Raw genomic sequence first — 22,646 nt, forward strand, 5'->3', positions numbered from 1 at the left:
GGGCGCCACGACACGACCGCACCGGCACACAGGCGGTCTTCGACGACGCCCGCGGTAATTCGACCTTCCCACGGGTGTCACGGTGCGTCCATACGTCGGACAACCGGCCCGGTCAGCGTGGCGCCGGAGCCCGTCCGGCGGGCGGCGCGACGCGATACCGGGGTCCGCCGGGGCGCGCTGGGCGGTGCCACAGACGTTCGGTGTCCCGGGGCTGGCTACGATGGGCCATCCGGTGGCCGCCCAGGCCGTCGCGTCTTGATCCACCGACCCGTCGGGAAGGCCATGCTGAACAAGTACGCGCGTGCGTTCTTCACGCGTGTTCTCACGCCGTTCGCCGCGTTTCTCCTGCGCAAGGGGGTGACCCCGGACGCGGTGACGCTCGTCGGCACCGCGGGCGTGGTGGCCGGCGCACTGGCCTTCTACCCCAGGGGGCAGTTCTTCTGGGGCACGGTCGTGATCACGCTCTTCGTCTTCTCCGACCTGGTCGACGGCAACATGGCCCGCCAGATGGGCCGGTCCAGCCGCTGGGGCGCCTTCCTGGACTCCACCCTGGACCGGGTGGCCGACGGCGCCGTCTTCGGCGGCCTGGCCATGTGGTACGCCGGCAGCGGCAACGACCTGGTGCTCTGCGCGGTGACGATCTTCTGCCTCGCCAGCGGCCAGGTGGTGTCCTACACCAAGGCCCGCGGCGAGGCCATCGGACTGCCGGTGAACGTCAACGGCCTGGTCGAGCGGTCGGAGCGCCTGGTGATCACCCTCGTGCTCTGCGGCCTGTCCGGTTTCCACCGGACGTTCGGCGTGCCCGGCATCCAGTGGCTGCTGCCGATCGCGCTGTGGGTCGTGGCCGTCGGCAGTCTGGTCACCCTCATCCAGCGCGTGGTGACCGTGCGGCGCGAGGCCGCGGAGGCCGACGCCGCCGACGCGGAGGCCGCCGCGCTCACCGACCAGGGGAGCGGCGCGTGAAGGAACGCCTCACCGACGGGCTGTACGGGCTGGGGTGGAGCGCGGTCAGGACGCTGCCCGAGCCGGCCGCCCGCGCTCTCGGCCGCGGCATCGCCGACGCGGCCTGGCGGCAGCGCGGCAAGGGCGTGCGGCGCCTGGAGGCGAACCTGGCCCGGGTCCGGCCCGGCCTGGACGAGGCGGGCCTGCGCGAGCTCTCCCGCGCCGGGATGCGCTCCTACCTGCGGTACTGGATGGAGTCGTTCCGGCTGCCGGCCTGGAGCAAGGACCGCATCCGCGGCGGCTTCGACCCCAGGGACGTGCACTACCTGACCGGCGGACTCGCCGCGGGCGGCGGCGTGATCCTGGCGCTGCCGCACATGGGGAACTACGACCTGGCGGGCGCCTGGGTCACCACCAAGCTGGAGACGCCGTTCACCACCGTCGCCGAGCGGCTCAAGCCCGAGACGCTCTACGACCGGTTCGTCGCGTACCGCGAGGGTCTGGGCATGGAGGTGCTGCCGCACACCGGCGGCTCGGCGTTCGGCACCCTCGCCCGGCGGCTGCGGGCCGGCGGGCTGGTGTGCCTGGTGGCCGACCGCGACCTGTCGGCCAACGGCGTCGAGGTCGAGTTCTTCGGCGAGAAGACCCGCATGCCCGCCGGGCCCGCGATACTGGCCCAGCAGACCGGCGCCCTGCTGCTGCCGGTCACCCTCTGGTACGACGACTCGCCGGTCATGCAGGGCCGGGTGCACCCGCCGGTCGACGTGCCCGCCACCGGGGACCGGCCGTACCGCACCGCGGTGATGACGCAGGCACTGGCCGACGCGTACGCCTCCGGCATCGCCGAGCACCCCGAGGACTGGCACATGCTGCAGCGCCTGTGGCTCGCCGATCTCCCGCCGCGGCCGCCGGCGCAGGGCGCCGCGGGAGCCGCCGAGGGCTCCGGAACGGAGAAGGTGTGAGGATCGGGATCGTCTGCCCGTACTCCTGGGACGTCCCCGGCGGCGTCCAGTTCCACATCCGCGACCTCGCCGAGCACCTCAACGGCCTCGGCCACGAGGTGTCGGTGCTCGCGCCCGCCGACGACGAGACCCCGCTGCCGCCCTACGTCGTCTCCGCCGGCCGCGCGGTGCCGGTCCCGTACAACGGGTCCGTCGCCCGGCTCAACTTCGGCTTCCTGTCCGCCGCGCGGGTCCGGCGCTGGCTGCACGACGGCAACTTCGACGTCATCCACATCCACGAGCCGGCCTCGCCGTCGCTCGGCCTGCTGTCGTGCTGGGCCGCCCAGGGCCCGATCGTCGCCACCTTCCACACCTCCAACCCGCGGTCGCGGGCGATGATCGCCGCGTACCCGATCCTGCAGCCCGCGCTGGAGAAGATCTCGGCGCGGATCGCGGTGAGCGAGTACGCCCGGCGCACCCTCGTCGAGCACCTCGGCGGCGACGCGGTGGTCATCCCCAACGGCGTCGACGTCGGCTTCTTCGCGGCGGCCGAGCCCAAGAAGGAGTGGCAGAACGGCACCATCGGGTTCATCGGCCGGATCGACGAACCCCGCAAGGGCCTGCCGGTGCTGATCCGCGCGCTGCCGAAGATCCTCGCCGAACGCCCCGGCGCCCGGCTGCTGGTGGCCGGCCGCGGTGACGCCGAGGAGGCCGTGCAGGACCTGCCGCGCGAGATGCGGGACCGGGTGGAGTTCCTCGGCATGGTCAGCGACGAGGACAAGGCGCGGCTGCTGCGCAGCGTCGACCTGTACGTGGCGCCCAACACCGGCGGCGAGTCCTTCGGGATCATCCTGGTCGAGGCCATGTCGGCCGGCGCGCCGGTGCTCGCCAGCGACCTCGACGCGTTCGCCCAGGTGCTCGACCAGGGCGCGGCGGGCGAACTGTTCGCCAACGAGGACGCCGACGCGCTGGCCGCCGCCGCGGTCCGGCTGCTGGGCGACCCGGCACGCCGTGCGGAGCTGCGCGACCGGGCCGGGGCCCACGTGCGGCGCTTCGACTGGTCGGTGGTCGGCGGCGACATCCTCGCCGTCTACGAGACGGTCACCGACGGCGCCGCGCACGTCGCCACCGACGAACGCACCCGGCTGCGCGCCCGGTTCGGGCTCGGCCGCGACGACGCGGCGGACCGCTCCGACCGCGGCTACCGGCCCCGCCGGTAACCTTGCCGCCCGTGACCACCACCATCATCTGGGTCGCGGTGGCCGTCGTGGCCGTCGGCCTCTACCTGAGCTGGACGGCCGGCCGGCTCGACCGCCTGCACGCCCGGATCGACGCGGCCCGCGCCGCCCTCGACGCCCAGCTGCTGCGGCGCGCCTCGGTCGCCCAGGAACTGGCGACGGCGGGCGTGCTGGACCCGGCCGCCTCGATCGTGCTGTACGAGGCCGCGCACGGCGCCCGGCAGGCCGAACCCGACCAGCGCGAGGTCGCCGAGAGCGAGCTGAGCCAGGCCCTGCGCGCGGTCTTCGCCGACGGCGAGACCGTCACCGAGGTCCGCGAGGCGCCCGGCGGCACCGCGGCGGTCGGCGAGCTCACCCAGGCGGTACGGCGGGTGCCGATGGCCCGCCGCTTCCACAACGACGCGGTCCGCGCGGCCCGGGCGGTCCGCGACCACCGGGTGGTGCGCTGGCTGCGGCTCGCCGGGCACGCCCCCTTCCCGATGGCCTTCGAGATGGACGACGAGCCGCCCGGCGCGCTGACCGCCGACGGCGGCGCGACCGCGGTGCGCTGAGGCCCGGACGGCCGCCCGCCGCGGGTCCGCCCGGGCGCACCGGGCCGGGCGGGAGCCACCGCAGCGGAATTGGCCCTTTTCCGTCGCCCGCGGCCGCCGGACGATGGGGACAGACCGTGGCACAACCATGGTCGAATCCGTCCTTTCGTCAGGAGTGAGGTCACCGTGTCCACCACCCCGTCCACCGCCACCCCCGAGACCGGCACCGCACGCGTCAAGCGCGGTATGGCCGAGCAGCTCAAGGGCGGCGTGATCATGGATGTCGTCACCCCGGAGCAGGCGAAGATCGCCGAGGACGCGGGCGCCGTGGCCGTCATGGCCCTGGAGCGGGTGCCGGCCGACATCCGCAAGGACGGCGGCGTGGCCCGCATGTCCGACCCCGACATGATCGAGGGCATCATCAACGCCGTCTCGATCCCGGTCATGGCCAAGTCCCGCATCGGCCACTTCGTCGAGGCCCAGGTCCTGCAGGCGCTCGGCGTCGACTACATCGACGAGTCCGAGGTCCTCACCCCGGCCGACGAGGTCAACCACTCCGACAAGTGGGCCTTCACCACCCCGTTCGTGTGCGGCGCCACCAACCTCGGTGAGGCGCTGCGCCGCATCGCCGAGGGCGCGGCGATGATCCGCTCCAAGGGCGAGGCCGGCACCGGCAACGTCGTCGAGGCCGTCCGCCACCTGCGCCAGATCAAGGGCGAGATCTCCCGGCTGCGGGGCCTGGACAACAACGAGCTGTACGCCGCGGCCAAGGAGCTGCGCGCCCCCTACGAGCTGGTCAAGGAGGTCGCCGAGCTCGGCAAGCTGCCCGTCGTGCTGTTCTCCGCCGGCGGTGTGGCCACCCCGGCCGACGCCGCGCTGATGCGCCAGCTCGGCGCCGAGGGCGTCTTCGTCGGCTCCGGCATCTTCAAGTCCGGCGACCCGGCCAAGCGCGCCGCGGCCATCGTCCGCGCCACCACCTTCTTCGACGACCCGAAGGTCATCGCGGACTCCTCCCGCAACCTCGGCGAGGCCATGGTCGGCATCAACTGCGACGTGCTGCCGGAGTCCGAGCGCTACGCGAACCGCGGCTGGTAACCGAAGCGATGAGCAGCACCCCCACCATCGGCGTCCTGGCACTGCAGGGTGACGTGCGGGAGCACCTGGCGGCACTGGCCGCGGCGGACGCCGCGGCCGTGCCGGTGCGGCGTCCCGAGGAACTCGCCGGCGTGGACGGCCTGGTCATACCCGGCGGCGAGTCCACCACCATCTCCAAGCTGGCCGCGCTGTTCGGGCTGGCCGAGCCGCTGCGCGCGGCCATCCGCGACGGCCTGCCGGTCTACGGCACCTGCGCGGGGCTGATCATGCTGGCCGACAAGATCCTCGACCCGCGCTCGGGCCAGGAGACCTTCGGCGGCATCGACATGATCGTGCGGCGCAACGCCTTCGGCCGGCAGAACGAGTCGTTCGAGGCGTTCGTCGACGTCCGCGGGGTGGCCGGCGGCCCGGTCGAGGGCGTCTTCATCCGCGCGCCCTGGGTGGAGTCGGTGGGCGCCCGCGCCGAGGTCCTCGCCGAGTACGACGGCCACATCGTCGCCGTGCGGCAGGGGCAGGTGATGGCCACGTCGTTCCACCCGGAGCTGACGGGCGACCACCGGGTCCATGAACTCTTCGTGCACACAGTACGCACCGGGAGCTGACACTTCACCGGTAGGATCGACCGCGCGACGAAGAACAGACATTGGTGACGCGAAGGAGACAGTCGGATGTCCGGCCACTCTAAATGGGCGACGACGAAGCACAAGAAGGCCGTGATCGATGCCAAGCGCGGCAAGCTCTTCGCGAAGCTGATCAAGAACATCGAGGTCGCGGCCCGCACCGGCGGTGCGGACCCGGACGGCAACCCGACCCTCTTCGACGCCATCCAGAAGGCCAAGAAGCAGTCGGTGCCGAACAAGAACATCGACAGCGCGGTCAAGCGCGGCTCCGGCCAGGAAGCCGGAGGCGCCGACTACCAGACGATCATGTACGAGGGCTACGGCCCCAACGGCGTGGCCGTCCTGATCGAGTGCCTGACCGACAACCGCAACCGCGCGGCCTCCGACGTGCGGGTCGCCATGACCCGCAACGGCGGCTCGATGGCCGACCCGGGCTCGGTGTCGTACCTGTTCAACCGCAAGGGCGTGGTGATCGTCCCCAAGGGTGAGCTGGGCGAGGACGACGTGCTGGGCGCGGTGCTCGACGCGGGCGCCGAGGAGGTCAACGACCTCGGCGAGTCCTTCGAGGTCATCAGCGAGGCCACCGACCTGGTGCCGGTCCGCAAGGCCCTGCAGGACGCCGGCATCGACTACGACTCCGCCGACGCCAACTTCCTGCCCACCATGCAGGTCGAGCTGGACGAGGACGGCGCGCGGAAGATCTTCAAGCTGATCGACGCGCTCGAGGACAGCGACGACGTACAGAACGTCTTCGCCAACTTCGACGTCTCCGACGAGGTCATGGAGAAGGTCGACGCCTGACGCCGGGCGCCGGGCGACGCGGCTCCGGCGCACGGCCGAGGGGCCGGCGGGGACACGCCCCGCCGGCCCCTCGACCGTTTGTCGGTGCCAACCGATAGCCTGCGGGAACAGGGCGAACGGCGGTGCGAAGGGAGGGGCGGCGTGCGCGTACTGGGCGTGGACCCGGGGCTGACGCGGTGCGGGGTCGGCGTGGTCGAGGGCACGGCCGGCCGGCCGCTGGCGATGGCCGGTGTCGGTGTGGTCCGCACTCCGGCCGACGCCCCGATCGGCGACCGGCTGGTGCTGATCGAGCGCGGCCTGGAGGAATGGCTGGACGCCCACCGGCCCGACGCGGTGGCCGTCGAGCGCGTCTTCAGCCAGCACAACGTCCGCACCGTCATGGGCACCGCCCAGGCCAGCGCGGTGGCCATCCTGTGCGCGGCCCGGCGCGGTCTGCCGGTGCACCTGCACACCCCCAGCGAGGTCAAGGCCGCCGTCACCGGCAGCGGCCGCGCGGACAAGGCGCAGGTCGGCCAGATGGTGACCCGGCTGCTGCGGCTCGACGCCCCGCCCAAGCCCGCGGACGCCGCCGACGCCCTCGCGCTCGCCATCTGTCACATCTGGCGCGGCGCCGCCGCAGGCCGCCTGCAGCAGGCCGTCGCCGCCCACCGCACCGCACGCAACCAGGAGCCCGCCCGGTGATCGCCTTCGTCAGCGGCCAGGTGGCCGCACTCGCACCCGACACCGCCGTCATCGAGGTCGGCGGGGTCGGCATGGCCGTGCAGTGCGCGCCGAACACGCTGGCGGCGCTGCGCGTCGGGCAGCACGCCCGGCTGGCCACCTCCCTGGTGGTCCGCGAGGACTCCCTCACCCTCTACGGCTTCGCCGACGACGAGGAGCGGCAGGTCTTCGAGCTGCTGCAGACCGTCAGCGGGGTCGGGCCGCGGCTCGCCCAGACGATCCTCGCGGTGCACGCGCCCGACGCGCTGCGGGCCGCGGTGGCCGGCGGGGACGAGAAGGCGCTGACCGCCGTGCCCGGCATCGGCAAGAAAGGCGCCCAGCGCCTGCTGCTGGAGCTGAAGGACCGTCTGGGTGCCCCCACCGGCTCGGGCGTCCCACAGGCCCCTGGCACCCCCGTAGCGGCCTCCTGGCGCGACCAGTTGCACGCGGCACTGCTCGGCCTCGGCTACGCCGCCCGCGAGGCGGACGACGCGGTGGCCGCCGTCACCCCGCAGGCGGAGGCCGCCGCCGAACCCAACGTGGGGGCTCTGCTGCGCTCCGCCCTGCAGAGCCTGAACCGCACCCGCTGACGCGCGCCGCGCGCCCGAGCCGCACGGCATCCGCGGCGCCCGCGCCGCCGCCGGCCAGCGAACCCGAGACCCCGCCGAGAGACCGAGACCACCGATGAACTGGGACGACGCCACAGCCGAGACGCCCGAGCGCCTGGTCGGCGCCGACGCCGACCGAGAGGACCAGGCGGTCGAGGCGGCGCTGCGCCCGAAGGACCTGGCGGAGTTCGTCGGCCAGGAGCGGGTCAGGCAGCAGCTCGGCCTGGTCCTCCAGGCCGCCCGCAAGCGCGGCGGCACGGCCGACCACGTGCTGCTCTCCGGCGCCCCCGGACTGGGCAAGACCACCCTGTCCATGATCATCGCCGCCGAGATGGGCGTTCCCATCCGCATCACCTCGGGGCCGGCCATCCAGCACGCCGGCGACCTGGCGGCGATCCTCTCCTCCCTCCAGGAGGGCGAGGTGCTCTTCCTCGACGAGATCCACCGGATGTCGCGGCCCGCCGAGGAGATGCTCTACATGGCCATGGAGGACTTCCGGGTCGACGTGATCGTCGGCAAGGGCCCGGGGGCCACCGCGATCCCGCTGGAGCTGCCGCCGTTCACCCTGGTCGGCGCCACCACCCGGGCCGGGCTGCTGCCGCCGCCGCTGCGCGACCGCTTCGGCTTCACCGGCCACATGGAGTTCTACGCGCCCGCCGAGCTGGAGCGGGTGATCCGCCGCTCGGCCGCGCTGCTGGACGTGGAGGTCGACGGTGAGGGCGCCGCCGAGATCGCCGGCCGATCCCGCGGCACCCCCCGGATCGCCAACCGCCTGCTGCGCCGGGTGCGGGACTACGCGCAGGTCGAGGCGGACGGCGTGGTCACCCGCGAGGTCGCGGCCCGCGCCCTGGAGGTCTACGAGGTCGACGAGCGGGGGCTGGACCGGCTGGACCTGGCGGTGCTCCGGGCGCTGCTGACGCTCTTCGGCGGCGGGCCGGTCGGCCTGTCCACCCTCGCGGTCGCGGTGGGGGAGGAGCGGGAGACCGTCGAGGAGGTGGCGGAGCCGTTCCTGGTGCGCGAAGGACTGCTGGCCCGGACGCCGCGCGGCCGGATCGCGACCCCCGCGGCCTGGACGCATCTGGGCCTCGTGCCGCCGCAGGGGACACCGGGGGCCGCCGGGGGGAGTGCGACAGATCACCCAAGAACCGGACAGGACGGTCTTTTCGGTCCTTGAGCTGCGTGAGAGTCTTGCAGTCAGGAACCGCAGTGCCATGCTTGGCGTTGTTCCAGCGGCGAGCCAGCCTTTAGACTCCGCCGACGCCCTTCCTCCGGATTGGCATCCACACCCCGAAATCCAGGCCATCCCCACGTGGCCGCGCGAAGGAATGTCCAGACCGTGAACATCGGAATCCTCCTCCCCCTGATCCTGATCGTCGGCGTCATGTTCATGATGTCGCGATCCGCCAAGAACCGGCAGCGTCAGGCATCGGAGATGCGCAGCAAGATGGAGCCCGGCACTGGCGTCCGCACCATCGGCGGCCTGTACGCCGTGGTGAAGGAAGTCAACGACGAGACCGTGCTCCTCGAACTCACGGACGGCGTCCACGCGCACTTCGCCAAGAACGCCATCGCCACCGTGCTCGGCGAGGACGAGTTCAACCGGATCGTCCACGGCATCGAGCCGGACGAGCCCGAGGGCCTCGACCACGACGCGCAGGCCCCCGCGGCCGACGCCGGTGACGCCGACGCGAAGGAGGCCGGGGACGCCGGGACCGCCGAGGACGCGCCCGCCGAGGACGCCCCGATCGACCTCAGCAAGTCCGACGCCGCCACGCCGCAGGACAGCGGCGCGCCCCGCGACGGCAAGTAGCCTCAGCAAGGGTCCGGTCTCACAACACTCGTGGCCGTCCCCGGGGAGCCGTACGCCCGGGCGGTAGGACAGGGAGAAACAAGAAGGTGGCAGCAGCCAAGAAGGGCCGCAGGTCGTCGGGGAGCCAGGGGTATCCCGGGCGCGCCCTGGCCGTGATCCTCATCGCCCTGGTCGCGCTGACCGGGGGGATCTTCATCTCCGGCCAGAAGACGCCGCGCCTCGGCATCGACCTCGCCGGCGGTGTGAGCATCACGCTGCAGGCGAAGGCCAACCAGGGGAACGCGGTCAACAAGGCCAACATGAACACCGCGGTCGACATCATCAACCGCCGTGTCAACGGCCTGGGTGTCTCCGAGGCCGAGGTCCAGACCCAGGGCTCGAAGAACATCATCGTCAACATCCCCAAGGGCACCAACGCCGACCAGGCCGAGAAGCAGGTGGGCACCACCGCCCAGCTGTACTTCCGCCAGGTGCTGGCCGAGGTCGACGGCAAGCCGGCCAAGCCGGCCGCCACGCCCACGCCCTCGGGCACCACGACGCCGAAGCCCACGGGCAGCGCCACTCCCAAGTCCACCGCCACCCCGAAGTCGACCGCGACCCCGTCGAAGAGCGCCACGCCGCAGGGCCGCGCCGTCACCGACGCGCTGAAGTCGAGCACGGGCAAGGCGCCCACGCCGTCGCCGACCGCGCCGACGCCGGCCGCGCCGACCACCCCGGCCACCGGCGGCACCCCGACCGCCGACACCAGCATCCCGGCCGCCCTGCAGGCCAAGGCCGACAAGCTGGACTGCACCAACGCCAACCAGCGTGCCGAGGCGGTCGCGAACAACAAGGCCAACGAGAAGGTCGTGGCCTGCGGCCAGGTCAACGGCGCCTGGGCCAAGTACCTGCTCGGCCCGTCCCTCATCGACGGCAAGCGCGTCTCCAGCGCCAACGCCGCCTTCGACACCCAGCAGGGCAACGGCTGGGTCGTCAACCTGTCGTTCGACTCCGCGGGTGCCAAGCAGTTCACCTCGGTGACCGGCAACCTGGCCAGCCAGCAGACGCCGTACAACCAGTTCGCCATCGACCTCGACGGCGACGTGCAGTCGGCGCCGCGGGTCAGCAGCGCCCTCACCGGCGGCAGCGCCCAGATCTCCGGCAGCTTCACCCAGCAGTCCGCCGAGGACCTGGCGAACGTGCTGAAGTACGGCTCCCTGCCGCTCGCCTTCGACATCCAGGACAAGACCACCGTCTCCGCCGCCCTCGGCGGTGAGCAGCTGCGCGGCGGCCTGATCGCCGGCGCCGTCGGTCTCGCGCTGGTCGTGCTGTACCTGGTCGCCTACTACCGCGGCCTGAGCCTCGTCGCCCTCGCGAGCCTCATGGTCTCGGCGGTGCTCACCTACACCCTGATGTGCCTGCTCGGCTCGGCCATCGGGTTCGCGCTCAACCTGCCGGCGGTCTGCGGTGCCATCGTGGCCATCGGTATCACCGCCGACTCGTTCATCGTCTTCTTCGAACGCATCAGAGACGAGCTGCGCGAGGGCCGGTCCCTGCAGCCCGCGGTGGCCCGCGGCTGGCCGCGCGCCCGGCGCACCATCCTGGTGTCGGACTTCGTGTCCTTCCTCGCCGCCGCGGTGCTGTTCGTGGTCTCCGTCGGCAAGGTCCAGGGCTTCGCGTTCACGCTCGGCCTCACCACGCTGCTCGACGTCGCGGTGGTCTTCCTGTTCACCAAGCCGCTCATGACGATCCTGGCCCGGCGTCCGTTCTTCGCCCAGGGCCACAAGTGGTCCGGTCTGAACCCCGAGAGCCTCGGCGTGCGGCGAGCGCCCCTGCGCAGCGTCCGCCGCAAGCCCTCCGAGACGAAGGAAGCCTGATGTCCAAGCTCGGCACCCTCGGGCACAAGCTGCACCGGGGCGAGGTCAGTTACGACTTCGTCGGCAAGCGCAAGATCTGGTACGGCATCTCGATCCTGATCACGATCACCGCGATCATCGGTCTGGCCGTCAACGGGCTCAAGGAGGGCATCGAGTTCTCCGGCGGCGCCGTCTTCACCACGCCCAAGACCTCGCTGTCGGTCTCGGACGTGCAGAACAAGATCTCCGGTGACACCGCCGGGCACGACGCCACCGTGCAGAAGCTCGGCACGGGCAGCGTCCGCATCCAGGTCAGCGGCATCTCGACCGACGCCTCCAAGGAGGCGCAGACGAAGATCGCCCAGTCGCTGAACATGCCCAAGGACAAGGTCGACGCCGAGATCGTCGGCCCGAGCTGGGGCAAGGAGATCTCCCAGAAGGCCCTGGAAGGCCTGGTCATCTTCCTGGTGCTGGTGGTCATCTACCTGGCCATCGCCTTCGAGTGGAGAATGGCGGTGGCGGCCCTGGTCGCCCTGCTCCACGACCTGACGATCACCACCGGCGTCTACGCCCTAGTGGGCTTCGAGGTCACGCCGGGCACGGTGATCGGTCTGCTGACGATCCTCGGTTACTCCCTCTACGACACCGTCGTCGTCTTCGACGGTCTGAAGGAAGCCAGCAAGGACATCACCAAGCAGAACAAGTTCACCTTCAGCGACGTCGCCAACCGCAGCCTCAACAGCACGCTGGTCCGGTCGATCAACACCACCGTGGTCGCGCTGCTGCCGGTCGCCGCGCTGCTCTTCATCGGCGGCGGCATCCTCGGCGCCGGCATGCTCAACGACATCGCGCTCGCGCTGTTCGTCGGCCTCACCGCCGGTGCCTACTCCTCGATCTTCATCGCGACCCCGATCGTGGCGGACCTCAAGGAGCGCGAGCCGCAGCTGAAGTCGCTGCGCAAGCGGGTGCTGGCCAAGCGGGCCTCCGACGCCGCCAAGGGCGACGACCCGCGCGCGACCGAGGCCGCGGGCGACGAGCGGGACCGCGAGGTGCCCGACGACGAGGACGCGGCGACCGCGACCGCCGGTGTCGTCGGCCAGCGCTCCCAGGGCACGGCCGCCGGCCGCCCGGCGCGCAACCAGCCGCCCGGACGCGGCAACCGCAGCCGCAACCGCCCCTCCGGCAAGCGCCGCTGAACCACCGCCCGCCGCCGCCCGGCTGAATCAGCCGGGCGGCGGCGGGCCTTTGTGTCCGCGAGCCGTCGCCGCCTGTGCGGCCCGTAGGCTCGTACCTTCTCGCCCCCGCCCCGAAAGAAGCACCATGACCACGACGGAAGCCGCCTCCGCCGAGCTGCGTGACCTGCTGCTCTCCCGCATCAGGGACGTGCAGGACTACCCGAAGCCCGGTGTGGTGTTCAAGGACATCACCCCGCTGCTGGCCGACCCCGTCGCCTTCAACGCCCTCGTCGACGCGCTGGCCGGGCTCTGCCGGCGGCACGCGGCCACCAAGGTCGTCGGTCTGGAGGCGCGCGGCTTCATCCTGGCGGCCCCCGCCGCCGCCCGCGCCCACCTCGGCTTCGTCCCGGTCCGCAAGGCGGGCAAGCTCCCCGGCGAGACGCTCGGCCAGTCCTACGACCTGGAGTACGGCACCGCCGAGATCGAGCTCCACACCGACGCCTTCGCTCCCGGCGACCGGGTCATGGTGATCGACGACGTGCTGGCCACCGGCGGCACCGCCGAGGCGTCCCTGGAACTGATCCGCCGCACCGGCGCGACCGTCGCCGGAGTGGCGGTGCTGCTGGAGCTCGGGTTCCTGGGCGGGCGGGGACGGCTCGCCCCGGTCCTGGGCGCCACCCCGCTGGACGCGCTCATCGCCGTCTGAGGCGCCCGCGGTCACACGGACGGCCCAGAAAAGCTGCGAGGCCGCCTGAGGCCGTCCCCGGCCGCCTGGGCCCACGCCGGCCCTCTCCGGCCCCAGGAGGCCACAGCCGCCCCCTTACGGCCTCCCGGGCCGTCTACGGGCCCGCTGCGGCGGCCTGGGGCCGCCTTGCCCCACCGGGCCCTCCGGTTGCCTCCGCGGCTCGATACCATGGGTACTCCCACCCCCGCGTGAGGAGTGCACTTGCCAGACCAGGCCCAGCCACTCGGCGCCGCAGGCGGGCCGGAGCCCGTCACCGGCGGGCCGGGGTTCACCGCCGCGTCGGGCGGAGCCACCGAGCCCGCCGAGAGCAAGGCGACCGCGCCCAAGCCCGCGCCCCCCGGTGTCCGGCCCGTCCGGACGCCGGGCAGCGTCGCGCCCACCCGGCCGGGGGCCTCCTCCAGTCGCGTGCGGGCCCGGCTGGCACGGCTCGGCGTGCAGCGCTCCAGCCCCTACAACCCGGTGCTCGAACCGCTGCTGCGGATCGTCCGGGGCAACGACCCCAAGGGCGACAGCGGCCAGCTCCGGCAGATCGAGCGGGCCTACCAGGTCGCCGAGCGCTGGCACCGCGGCCAGAAGCGCAAGAGCGGCGACCCGTACATCACCCACCCGCTCGCGGTGACGACGATCCTGGCCGAGCTGGGCATGGACCCGGCGACGCTGATGGCCGGGCTGCTGCACGACACCGTCGAGGACACCGAGTACGGCCTGGAGCAGCTCCGCCGCGACTTCGGCGACCAGGTCGCGCTGCTGGTCGACGGCGTCACCAAGCTGGACAAGGTCAAGTTCGGCGAGGCCGCGCAGGCCGAGACCGTCCGCAAGATGGTCGTGGCGATGGCCAAGGACCCGCGGGTGCTGGTCATCAAGCTCGCCGACCGCCTGCACAACATGCGGACCATGCGCTACCTCAAGCGCGAGAAGCAGGAGAAGAAGGCCCGCGAGACCCTGGAGATCTACGCCCCGCTGGCGCACCGGCTGGGCATGAACACCATCAAGTGGGAGCTGGAGGACCTCGCCTTCGCGATCCTCTACCCGAAGATGTACGACGAGATCGTCCGTCTCGTCGCCGAACGCGCCCCCAAGCGCGACGAGTACCTGGCGGTCGTCACCGACCAGGTGCAGCAGGACCTGCGCGCGGCCCGGATCAAGGCCACCGTCACCGGCCGCCCGAAGCACTACTACAGCGTGTACCAGAAGATGATCGTCCGCGGCCGCGACTTCGCGGAGATCTACGACCTGGTCGGCATCAGGGTGCTGGTCGACACCGTCCGGGACTGCTACGCGGCGCTCGGCACCATCCACGCGCGATGGAACCCGGTCCCCGGCCGGTTCAAGGACTACATCGCGATGCCGAAGTTCAACATGTACCAGTCGCTGCACACCACGGTGATCGGTCCCAGCGGCAAGCCCGTCGAGCTGCAGATCCGCACCTTCGACATGCACCGCCGCGCCGAGTACGGCATCGCCGCGCACTGGAAGTACAAGCAGGACGCGGTGGCCGGAGCGTCCAAGGTCCGTACGGACAGCCCGCGTTCGGACAAGAAGGACGACGCGGTCAACGACATGGCGTGGCTGCGTCAGCTGCTGGACTGGCAGAAGGAGACCGAGGACCCGGGCGAGTTCCTGGAGTCGCTGCGCTTCGACCTGTCGCAGAACGAGGTCTTCGTCTTCACGCCCAAGGGCGACGTCATAGCGCTGCCGGCCGGCGCCACCCCGGTCGACTTCGCGTACGCGGTGCACACCGAGGTGGGCCACCGCACCATAGGGGCACGGGTCAACGGCCGTCTGGTGCCGCTGGAGTCCACCCTCGACAACGGCGACACCGTCGAGGTGTTCACCTCCAAGGCGGCCGGCGCCGGACCGTCGCGCGACTGGCTGGGCTTCGTCAAGTCCCCGCGGGCGCGCAACAAGATCCGTGCGTGGTTCTCCAAGGAGCGCCGCGAGGAGGCCGTCGAGCAGGGCAAGGAAGCCATCGCCCGCGCGATGCGCAAGCAGAACCTGCCCATCCAGCGGGTGCTGACCGGCGACTCCCTGGTGACGCTCGCGCACGAGATGCGCTACCCCGACATCTCCGCGCTGTACGCGGCGATCGGCGAGGGGCACATCACCGCGCAGTCGGTGGTGCAGAAGCTGGTGGACGCGCTCGGCGGCGAGGAGGGCGCCACCGAGGACATCGCCGAGATCACCACGCCGACCCAGGGCCGCACCAAACGGCGGGCGAACGCCGACCCGGGCGTGATCGTCAAGGGCACGAGCGACGTGTGGGTGAAGCTGTCGCGCTGCTGCACGCCGGTGCCGGGCGATCCGATCATCGGCTTCGTGACCCGCGGCAACGGCGTCTCGGTGCACCGGGCGGACTGCGTCAACGTCGAGTCGCTGTCGCAGCAGCCCGAACGGATCATCGACGTGGAGTGGGCGCCGACCCAGTCCTCGGTGTTCCTGGTCGCCATCCAGGTCGAGGCGCTGGACCGCTCGCGGCTGCTGTCGGACGTCACCCGCGTGCTGTCCGACCAGCACGTCAACATCCTCTCGGCGGCCGTGCAGACGTCCCGTGACCGGGTCGCGACCTCGCGGTTCACCTTCGAGATGGGCGACCCCAAGCACCTGGGCCACGTCCTGAAGGCCGTCCGCGGCGTCGAGGGCGTCTACGACGTCTACCGCGTCACCTCCGGCCGGCAGCGCTAGCCCGGACCCCCGCGGCCGCCGCCGACGGCCGCGGGGGCCGACCTGCACGCCGAAGGGCGGCCACCCGGGATCTCCCGGGTGGCCGCCCTTCGGCCGTCACGGCGTGCGGTTCTAGCGGAACTCGCCCATGCCCTTGAGAGCGGCGTCCAGGAGGGCCTGGCGGCCGTCCAGTTCGGACTGCAGCTTGTCCGCCTTCGCGGTGTTGCCGGCCGCGCGGGCGGCCTCGATCTGGTCACGCAGCTTGTCGACCGCCGCCTGGAGCTGTCCGGTCAGGCCCTCGGCCCGCGCCCGCACCTCCGGGTTGGTCCGGCGCCACTCCGCTTCCTCGGAGTCCTGCAGGGCGCGCTCGACCGCGTGCATCCGCGCCTCGATCCGTGGCCGGGCGTCCCGCGGCACATGGCCGACGGCCTCCCAGCGCTCGTTGATCGAGCGGAACTGCGCCCTGGCGGCCTTGAGGTCGCCCACCGGCAGGAGCTTCTCCGCCTCGGCGACCAGCTCCTCCTTGCGCTCCAGGTTCTCCCGCTGCTCGGTGTCGCGCTCGGCGAACACCTCGGACCTGGCGGCGAAGAAGACGTCCTGCGCACCGCGGAAACGGTTCCACAGGTCTTCCTCGGCCTCGCGCTGGGCGCGGCCCGCCGCCTTCCAGTCCGCCATCAGCTCGCGGTAACGGGCCGCCGTCGGGCCCCAGTCGGTGGAGTCCGACAGCGACTGCGCCTCGGCGACCAGCTTCTCCTTGGTCCGCCGGGCCTCCTCGCGCTGCGCGTCCAGCGACGCGAAGTGCGCCTTGCGGCGCTTGGAGAAGACCGAACGGGCGTGGCTGAAGCGGTGCCACAGCTCGTCGTCGGACTTGCGGTCCAGCCGGGGCAGGCCCTTCCAGGTGTCGACCAGTGCCCGCAGCCGCTCGCCCGCCGACCGCCACTGCTCGCTCTCCGCGAGCTGCTCGGCCTCGACGACCAGCTGCTCCTTGGCGCCCCTGGCCTCCTCGCTCTGCTTGGCCTTGGCGGCCTTGCGCTCCTCACGACGGCTGTCCACCAGCTCGGTCAGCTCGTCCAGGCGCTTGGCCAGGGCCTGCAGATCGCCCACCGCGTGCGCCTCGGACACCGTGGTCCGCAGGTGCTCGATCGCGGTCAGCGCCTCCTTGGGAGCGAGGTCGGTGGTCTTCACCCGGCGTTCGAGGAGGCTGATCTCGACGACGAGCCCCTCGTACTTGCGCTCGAAGTAGGCGAGGGCCTCCTGGGGAGAGCCCGCCTGCCACGAACCGACCTCCTTCTCCCCGTCGGCCGTCCGCACGTACACGGTCCCCGTCTCGTCGACGCGGCCCCACGGGTCGCTGCTCACAGCGCCTCCCTCACGTGATGCCCCGCCGAATCGCGCCCGGCGGGCATCGTCCACAGTTTCCAGCCGGCCGGGCCGCACGCCCTGACCGGTCCAACGCCAACATAGGCGACCAGCGCCCCGGCTGTCCGCATCCCGTGACGGCCTAATCGCGATTCAGATACCGATCAGGTCTCGGTGGCCGCCGGGTGCGGGTCCTGACCAGGACCCGCGCCCGCCCTCAGGTCAGGACTTGGTGACGGTCGCCTTGTTGATCACGACGGTGGCGTTCGGCGCGCCGTCGCCCTGCCCGGTCGACTCACCGGCCTTGGCGATCTTGTTCAGCACCGTCATGCCGTCGGAGCTGATCGTCCCGAACGGGGTGTAGCTGGGCGGCAGCGGGCTGTCCTTGTAGACGAGGAAGAACTGGCTGCCGCCGGTGTGCTTCTGGCCGGTGTTGGCCATCGCGACGGTGCCCGCCTTGTACGTCACCGAACCGCTCGCGCCGGCCTTGCCGAAGGCGTCCAGGTTCTCGTCGCCGATGGTGTAGCCGGGGCCGCCGCTGCCGCTGCCCGTCGGGTCGCCGCACTGCAGCACGTAGATGCCCGTGGTGGTCAGGCGGTGGCACTTGGTGTGGTCGAAGAAGCCCTTGCCCGCGAGGAAGTCGAACGAGTTGACCGTCTCGGGGGCCTTCGCCGCCTCCAGGGCGATCGGGATCGCGCCACAGGTCGTCTGCAGGGTGAAGGTGTAGTGCGCGGACTTGTCGATGGTCTGCGCCGGCTCCTTCTTCCACTGCTGCGTGCCCGGCTTGCCGGCGGCCGGCTGAGCGCACGGGTCCGGTCCCTTGGCGGGCGTGGTGGCCGCGGAGGCGGACGGGGAGGTGCTCGCTTTCGCGGCGTCGGTCTTCTTGCCGCTGCTGTCGAACGCGCCGGCCCCCCACGCCCCGAGGAGCGAGAGGGCGACCACCGCGACGACCGCGCCGATCGCGGAGTTGCGGACCCTCGCCTTGCGCCGCGCGTCGACCCTGCGCTGCTGCTGCCGCTCGAACTTCTCCCGGGCGAGCTGCCGCCGCCGCTGATCCTTGGTGACCACTTCGCCGTCTCCGTCGTCTGTGTCCGTTGCCGTCCGTGCCGTGGGGGGCACGCTGTGCGTTCACTGTGTGGCGGCTGTGTCCCGGGGGCCGCAGCCGTTGTCTGTTGTTCTGTTCTCGAACGCGAATGCGTGTGCCGAGATCTTCGCGTCAAGCAGGCCCGCAGTCCAGTCCGCACGCGCTCCGATGCGCGCACGATACGGGTTCGCGACCGCCACACCGTCGCCGGTAGGCTCGTGGCACACCACCGCACGACAGCACCGCGGCGGACGCCGCGGACGACAGAAGGACGAACGTGCTCATTGCCGGGTTCCCCGCCGGGGCCTGGGGCACCAATTGTTATGTGGTCGCCCCCGCCGCCGGCGAGGAGTGCGTGATCATCGACCCGGGTCACCTCGCGACCCAGGGCGTCGAGGACATGCTCGCCAAACACCGCCTCAAGCCCGTCGCCGTCGTCCTCACCCACGGCCACATCGACCATGTCGCGTCGGTCGTCCCGGTGTGCGGGGCCCATGACGTCCCGGCCTGGATACATCCCGAGGACCGCTACATGCTCGGCGACCCGGAGAAGGCCATGGGCCGCGCGATCGGCGCCCAGCTGCTGGGCGAGCTGACCGTCGGCGAGCCCGGCGACCTCCGCGAACTCAGCGACGGCGCCGCCCTGCGGCTGGCCGGGCTGGAGTTCACCGTCGCGCACGCGCCCGGCCATACCAGGGGGTCGGTGACGTTCAGGCTGCCCGAGGCCACCGGAGACTCCATCCCCCCGGTGCTGTTCTCCGGCGACCTGCTCTTCGCCGGCTCCGTCGGACGCACCGACCTGCCCGGCGGTTCCGCGGCCGAGCTGTACGAGTCGCTGGCCCGTGTGTGCCTGCCGCTCGACGACTCGACCGTGGTGCTGTCCGGCCACGGCCCCCAGACGACCATCGGCCGCGAGCGCGCCACCAACCCCTACCTGGGTGAGGCGGCCCGCGCCGCCGGAGCCGCCGGACCGGCTCCACGACGAGGATTGTGACGACTGCTGCTGTGAGCACGTTCCAGGCCCCCAAGGGCACCTACGATCTGCTGCCGCCCGACTCCGCGACCTATCTCGCGGTGCGCGAGGCGATCGCCGCACCCGCCCGCCGTGCGGGCTACGGCTATGTCGAGACCCCCGGTTTCGAGAACGTCGAGCTGTTCTCCCGCGGCGTCGGTGAGTCCACCGACATCGTGACCAAGGAGATGTTCACCCTCACCACCAAGGGCGGCACGCAGCTCGCGCTGCGCCCCGAGGGCACCGCCTCGGTGCTGCGCGCGGCCCTGCAGGCCAACCTGCACAAGACCGGCAACCTGCCCGTCAAGCTCTGGTACTCCGGCTCCTACTACCGCTACGAGCGCCCGCAGGCCGGCCGTTACCGGCACTTCTCGCAGGTCGGCGCCGAGGCGATCGGCGCCGAGGACCCGATGCTGGACGCCGAGCTGATCATCCTGGCGGTGGACGCCTACCGCTCGCTGGGGCTCCGCGACTTCCGGCTGCTGCTCAACTCGCTCGGCGACCGCGAGTGCCGCCCGGTGTACCGGGCCGCGCTGCAGGACTTCCTGCGCGGGCTGGACCTGGACGAGGACACCCGCCGGCGGATCGAGATCAACCCGCTGCGGGTCCTCGACGACAAGCGCGAGTCGGTGCAGCGCCAGCTCGCCGGGGCGCCGCTGATCGCCGACCACCTGTGCGAGGCGTGCAAGGCGTACCACGAGCAGGTGCGCGACCTGCTCACCGAGGCGGGCGTGGCCTACGAGGACGACCCGAAGCTGGTCCGCGGGCTCGACTACTACACCCGCACGACCTTCGAGTTCGTGCACGACGGCCTCGGCTCGCAGTCCGCGGTCGGCGGCGGCGGCCGCTACGACGGCCTGTCCGAGATGATCGGCGGCCCGTCGCTGCCGTCCGTCGGCTGGGCGCTCGGCGTCGACCGCACGGTGCTGGCGCTGCAGGCCGAGGGCGTCGAGCTGAACCTGCCGGCCGCCACCGCGGTCTACGCGGTGCCGCTCGGCGAGGAGGCCCGCCGGGCGCTGTTCACCGCGGTCACCGCGCTGCGCAGGGCCGGGGTGGCCGCCGACTTCGCCTACGGCGGCAAGGGCATGAAGAACGCGATGAAGTCGGCGAACCGCTCCGGCGCGCGGTTCGCGCTGGTCGCGGGGGAGCGGGACCTGGCCGAGGGCGTGGTCCAGCTCAAGGACCTGGAGACCGGCGAGCAGGGTCCGGTGGCGTTCGACGACCTCGTCGCGACCGTCAAGGAGCGGCTGGTTTAAACCCCCCGTCCGGGTTGAGGTCGGTCAGGACTTACTCCGTCCTGACCGACCTCGTGCACAATGAGGGATGCCCGCCCCCACGGACTGACCTGGAGACTTCGGCGATCATGACGACATCAGCTCTTGACGAGCCCCGCACGGACGGCGATCGCGATGAGCCGGCGCGCCAGACGATCGCCGCGGGCAGGCCGCTCACCTGGCTGCTGCTGATCTGCGGCGCCCTCGGTCTGTGGGCCTCGTTCGTGATCACCAACGACAAGTTCGTCCTGCTCCAGGACAAGATCGAGGGCAAGCAGACGCACTTCTCGTGCAGCCTGAACCCGATCATCTCCTGCGGCGACGTGATGGAGAGCTCACAGGCGCACGCCTTCGGCTTCCAGAACCCGATCATCGGCCTGGTCGCGTACGGCGTGGTGGTCTGCCTGGCGATGGGCATGTTCGCCGGCGCCCGGTACAAGCCGTGGTTCTGGTACGGCCTGCAGGCCGGCGGCCTGTTCGGCGTCGGCTTCATCAGCTGGCTGCAGTACCAGACGATCTACAACATCCAGGCGATCTGCCTGTGGTGCTGCCTGGCCTGGGTCGTCACCATCCTGATCTTCTGGTACACCGCCGTGCACAACATCAAGCACGGCCTCATCAAGGTGCCGGGCAAGGTGCGGGAGGCGGTGCTGGAGTTCCACTGGGTGGTCCCGGTGCTGTGGTACGGCGTCATCGCGCTGCTGATCCTCACCCACTTCTGGTACTACTGGAAGACCGTCATCTGACCACCCGCAGGCCGCCGCCCACGCCTCCGTGCGCGCCCTCGCGCGGGCGTCCCGGCCGGCGTACTGCCGCCGCGGACCCGAGTGTCCGACCGGTGTCCTAGGCTTCAAGGCGTGGAGCCAGACCTGTTCACCGCCGCGGCCGAGGAGCGCCGGGAGCGGGACCCCAGCAGTACCCCTCTCGCCGTCCGGATGCGTCCGCGCACACTCGACGAGGTGGTGGGCCAGCAGCATCTGCTGCGTCCCGGCTCACCGCTGCGGCGCCTGGTGGGGGAGGGCGGCGGCGGCCCGGCCGGCTCCTCGTCGGTGATCCTGTGGGGCCCGCCCGGCACCGGCAAGACCACCCTGGCCTACGTGGTCAGCAAGGCGACCAACAAGCGCTTCGTCGAACTCTCGGCGATCACCGCGGGCGTCAAGGAGGTCCGCGCGGTCATCGAGGGCGCCAAGCGCCAGTCCGGCGCGTACGAGCGCGAGACCGTGCTCTTCCTCGACGAGATCCACCGCTTCAGCAAGGCCCAGCAGGACTCGCTGCTGCCGGCCGTGGAGAACCGCTGGGTCACCCTGATCGCGGCCACCACCGAGAACCCCTACTTCTCGGTCATCTCCCCGCTGCTGTCGCGCTCGCTGCTGCTCACCCTCGAACCGCTCACCGACGAGGACGTGCGCGGGGTGCTGCGCCGCGCACTGACCGACGAGCGCGGGCTGGCCGGCGCCGTCACCCTCCCCGAGGACGCCGAGGCCCATCTGCTGCGCATCGCCGGCGGCGACGCCCGCCGCGCGCTGACGGCCCTGGAGGCGGGCGCGGGCGCGGCCCTCGCCAAGGGCGAGGACGCCATCACGCTGGCGACGCTCGAACAGGCTGTGGACCGCGCCGCCGTGACCTACGACCGGGACGGCGACCAGCACTACGACGTGGCGAGCGCGCTGATCAAGTCGATCCGCGGCTCCGACGTGGACGCGGCACTGCACTACCTGGCCCGGATGATCGAGGCCGGCGAGGACCCCCGGTTCATCGCCCGCCGCCTGATGATCTCCGCGAGCGAGGACATCGGCCTGGCCGACCCGACGGCCCTGCCGACCGCGGTGGCCGCGGCCCAGGCCGTGGCGATGATCGGCTTCCCCGAGGCGTCGCTGATCCTCAGCCACGCCACCATCGCCCTGGCCCTCGCCCCCAAGTCGAACGCGGCGACCACCGCGATCGGCGCCGCCCTGGCCGACGTCCGGGCCGGCAAGGCGGGCGCGGTGCCGCGCCATCTGCGCGACGGCCACTACAAGGGCGCGGCCAAGCTCGGCCACGCGCAGGGCTACGTCTACCCGCACGACGTCCCCGGCGCGATCGCGGCCCAGCAGTACATCCCGGACGAACTGCTCGGCCGCCGCTACTACGAGCCGACCCGCTACGGCGCCGAGGCCCGCTACGCCGACGTCGTCGAGCGCGTGCGGCAGCGGCTGTCGGGCACCGCCGAGGAATGAG

21 protein-coding genes are annotated in these 22,646 nt (G+C 71.9%); 19 read left to right on the forward strand and 2 right to left on the reverse strand.

What is annotated here, in order from left to right; all coding sequences use genetic code 11:
• Positions 1-282 precede the first annotated feature (282 nt).
• From pgsA to K7862_RS19875, 15 genes are all read left to right on the forward strand, one after another.
• Complete coding sequence (gene pgsA / locus K7862_RS19805) at positions 283-963, forward strand: phosphatidylinositol phosphate synthase (RefSeq protein WP_222964427.1); 681 nt, start codon at positions 283-285, stop codon at positions 961-963.
• The gene (locus tag K7862_RS19810; protein ID WP_222964318.1) at positions 960-1,904 is read left to right on the forward strand and encodes a phosphatidylinositol mannoside acyltransferase; all 945 of its coding nucleotides are present in this window, start codon (positions 960-962) and stop codon (positions 1,902-1,904) included. The genes pgsA and K7862_RS19810 overlap by 4 nt, the downstream gene beginning before the upstream one ends.
• A complete protein-coding gene (locus tag K7862_RS19815; RefSeq protein ID WP_222964320.1) occupies positions 1,901-3,103 on the forward strand; it encodes a glycosyltransferase family 4 protein in 1,203 nt (400 codons plus the stop codon). The genes K7862_RS19810 and K7862_RS19815 overlap by 4 nt, the downstream gene beginning before the upstream one ends.
• Positions 3,104-3,114: 11 nt before the next feature.
• Complete coding sequence (locus K7862_RS19820; RefSeq protein WP_222964322.1) at positions 3,115-3,672, forward strand: LemA family protein; 558 nt, start codon at positions 3,115-3,117, stop codon at positions 3,670-3,672.
• Between the two features lie 165 nt (positions 3,673-3,837).
• Positions 3,838-4,746, forward strand: a complete 909-nt coding sequence (gene pdxS / locus K7862_RS19825; RefSeq protein WP_222964324.1) for a pyridoxal 5'-phosphate synthase lyase subunit PdxS — start codon at positions 3,838-3,840, stop codon at positions 4,744-4,746.
• An 8-nt stretch (positions 4,747-4,754) separates the two neighbouring features.
• Entirely contained in the window at positions 4,755-5,348 is a 594-nt protein-coding gene (pdxT, locus tag K7862_RS19830; protein ID WP_222964326.1) for a pyridoxal 5'-phosphate synthase glutaminase subunit PdxT, read from the forward strand.
• A 66-nt stretch (positions 5,349-5,414) separates the two neighbouring features.
• The gene (locus tag K7862_RS19835) at positions 5,415-6,167 is read left to right on the forward strand and encodes a YebC/PmpR family DNA-binding transcriptional regulator (RefSeq protein WP_222964328.1); all 753 of its coding nucleotides are present in this window, start codon (positions 5,415-5,417) and stop codon (positions 6,165-6,167) included.
• Between the two features lie 141 nt (positions 6,168-6,308).
• Complete coding sequence (ruvC, locus tag K7862_RS19840; protein ID WP_222964330.1) at positions 6,309-6,848, forward strand: crossover junction endodeoxyribonuclease RuvC; 540 nt, start codon at positions 6,309-6,311, stop codon at positions 6,846-6,848.
• On the forward strand, positions 6,845-7,456 hold the full coding sequence (ruvA, locus tag K7862_RS19845) for a Holliday junction branch migration protein RuvA (RefSeq protein ID WP_222964332.1): 612 nt from the start codon (positions 6,845-6,847) through the stop codon (positions 7,454-7,456). Before ruvC ends, ruvA begins: the two co-directional genes overlap by 4 nt.
• A 94-nt stretch (positions 7,457-7,550) precedes the next feature.
• Positions 7,551-8,648 (forward strand): Holliday junction branch migration DNA helicase RuvB, encoded by a 1,098-nt coding sequence (gene ruvB / locus K7862_RS19850; RefSeq protein ID WP_222964334.1) that lies wholly within the window; start codon positions 7,551-7,553, stop codon positions 8,646-8,648.
• Positions 8,649-8,810: 162 nt separating this feature from the next.
• Positions 8,811-9,284 (forward strand): preprotein translocase subunit YajC, encoded by a 474-nt coding sequence (gene yajC, locus K7862_RS19855; RefSeq protein WP_222964336.1) that lies wholly within the window; start codon positions 8,811-8,813, stop codon positions 9,282-9,284.
• Positions 9,285-9,370: 86 nt separating this feature from the next.
• A complete protein-coding gene (secD, locus tag K7862_RS19860; RefSeq protein WP_222964337.1) occupies positions 9,371-11,140 on the forward strand; it encodes a protein translocase subunit SecD in 1,770 nt (589 codons plus the stop codon).
• On the forward strand, positions 11,140-12,315 hold the full coding sequence (gene secF / locus K7862_RS19865; protein ID WP_222964339.1) for a protein translocase subunit SecF: 1,176 nt from the start codon (positions 11,140-11,142) through the stop codon (positions 12,313-12,315). The genes secD and secF overlap by 1 nt, the downstream gene beginning before the upstream one ends.
• Before the next feature lie 124 nt (positions 12,316-12,439).
• On the forward strand, positions 12,440-13,000 hold the full coding sequence (locus tag K7862_RS19870; RefSeq protein WP_222964341.1) for an adenine phosphoribosyltransferase: 561 nt from the start codon (positions 12,440-12,442) through the stop codon (positions 12,998-13,000).
• Positions 13,001-13,240: 240 nt separating this feature from the next.
• Positions 13,241-15,721, forward strand: a complete 2,481-nt coding sequence (locus tag K7862_RS19875; RefSeq protein WP_222964343.1) for a RelA/SpoT family protein — start codon at positions 13,241-13,243, stop codon at positions 15,719-15,721.
• Positions 15,722-15,832: 111 nt separating this feature from the next.
• On the opposite strand, the gene K7862_RS19880 is transcribed toward K7862_RS19875, so the two are convergent.
• Both K7862_RS19880 and K7862_RS19885 read right to left on the reverse strand, forming a co-directional pair.
• On the reverse strand, positions 15,833-17,059 hold the full coding sequence (locus tag K7862_RS19880; protein WP_222964345.1) for a DUF349 domain-containing protein: 1,227 nt from the start codon (positions 17,057-17,059) through the stop codon (positions 15,833-15,835).
• A 222-nt stretch (positions 17,060-17,281) separates the two neighbouring features.
• Positions 17,282-18,127 carry a peptidylprolyl isomerase gene (locus K7862_RS19885; protein ID WP_222964347.1) on the reverse strand — a complete coding sequence of 282 codons (846 nt, stop codon included), beginning with the start codon at positions 18,125-18,127 and terminating at the stop codon, positions 17,282-17,284.
• 293 nt (positions 18,128-18,420) lie between these two features.
• Between K7862_RS19885 and K7862_RS19890 the strand changes: the two genes are divergently transcribed.
• The 4 genes from K7862_RS19890 (at position 18,421) to K7862_RS19905 (ending at position 22,645) form a co-directional block, all read left to right on the forward strand.
• Positions 18,421-19,137, forward strand: coding sequence for an MBL fold metallo-hydrolase (locus K7862_RS19890; RefSeq protein ID WP_222964349.1), 717 nt, complete (start codon positions 18,421-18,423; stop codon positions 19,135-19,137).
• A gap of 11 nt (positions 19,138-19,148) precedes the next feature.
• A complete protein-coding gene (gene hisS, locus K7862_RS19895; RefSeq protein WP_222964351.1) occupies positions 19,149-20,411 on the forward strand; it encodes a histidine--tRNA ligase in 1,263 nt (420 codons plus the stop codon).
• Between the two features lie 107 nt (positions 20,412-20,518).
• Positions 20,519-21,175, forward strand: a complete 657-nt coding sequence (locus K7862_RS19900) for a vitamin K epoxide reductase family protein (protein WP_222964353.1) — start codon at positions 20,519-20,521, stop codon at positions 21,173-21,175.
• 111 nt (positions 21,176-21,286) lie between these two features.
• Positions 21,287-22,645: a replication-associated recombination protein A gene (locus K7862_RS19905; RefSeq protein ID WP_222964355.1), complete on the forward strand. Its 1,359-nt coding sequence runs from the start codon at positions 21,287-21,289 to the stop codon at positions 22,643-22,645.
• Position 22,646: the final 1 nt, after the last annotated feature.

It is taken from the genome of Actinacidiphila acidipaludis (assembly GCF_019890725.1).
GTDB lineage: Bacteria > Actinomycetota > Actinomycetes > Streptomycetales > Streptomycetaceae > Actinacidiphila > Actinacidiphila acidipaludis.

Excerpts from the sequence above, each read along its gene's own strand:
- K7862_RS19900 (WP_222964353.1), top strand. The coding sequence starts at position 20,519 with ATGACGACATCAGCTCTTGACGAGCCCCGCACGGACGGCGATCGCGAT.
- secF (WP_222964339.1), top strand. The coding sequence starts at position 11,140 with ATGTCCAAGCTCGGCACCCTCGGGCACAAGCTGCACCGGGGCGAGGTC.
- ruvB (WP_222964334.1), top strand. The coding sequence starts at position 7,551 with ATGAACTGGGACGACGCCACAGCCGAGACGCCCGAGCGCCTGGTCGGC.
- K7862_RS19835 (WP_222964328.1), top strand. The coding sequence starts at position 5,415 with ATGTCCGGCCACTCTAAATGGGCGACGACGAAGCACAAGAAGGCCGTG.
- K7862_RS19870 (WP_222964341.1), top strand. The coding sequence starts at position 12,440 with ATGACCACGACGGAAGCCGCCTCCGCCGAGCTGCGTGACCTGCTGCTC.
- pdxT (WP_222964326.1), top strand. The coding sequence starts at position 4,755 with ATGAGCAGCACCCCCACCATCGGCGTCCTGGCACTGCAGGGTGACGTG.
- pgsA (WP_222964427.1), top strand. The coding sequence starts at position 283 with ATGCTGAACAAGTACGCGCGTGCGTTCTTCACGCGTGTTCTCACGCCG.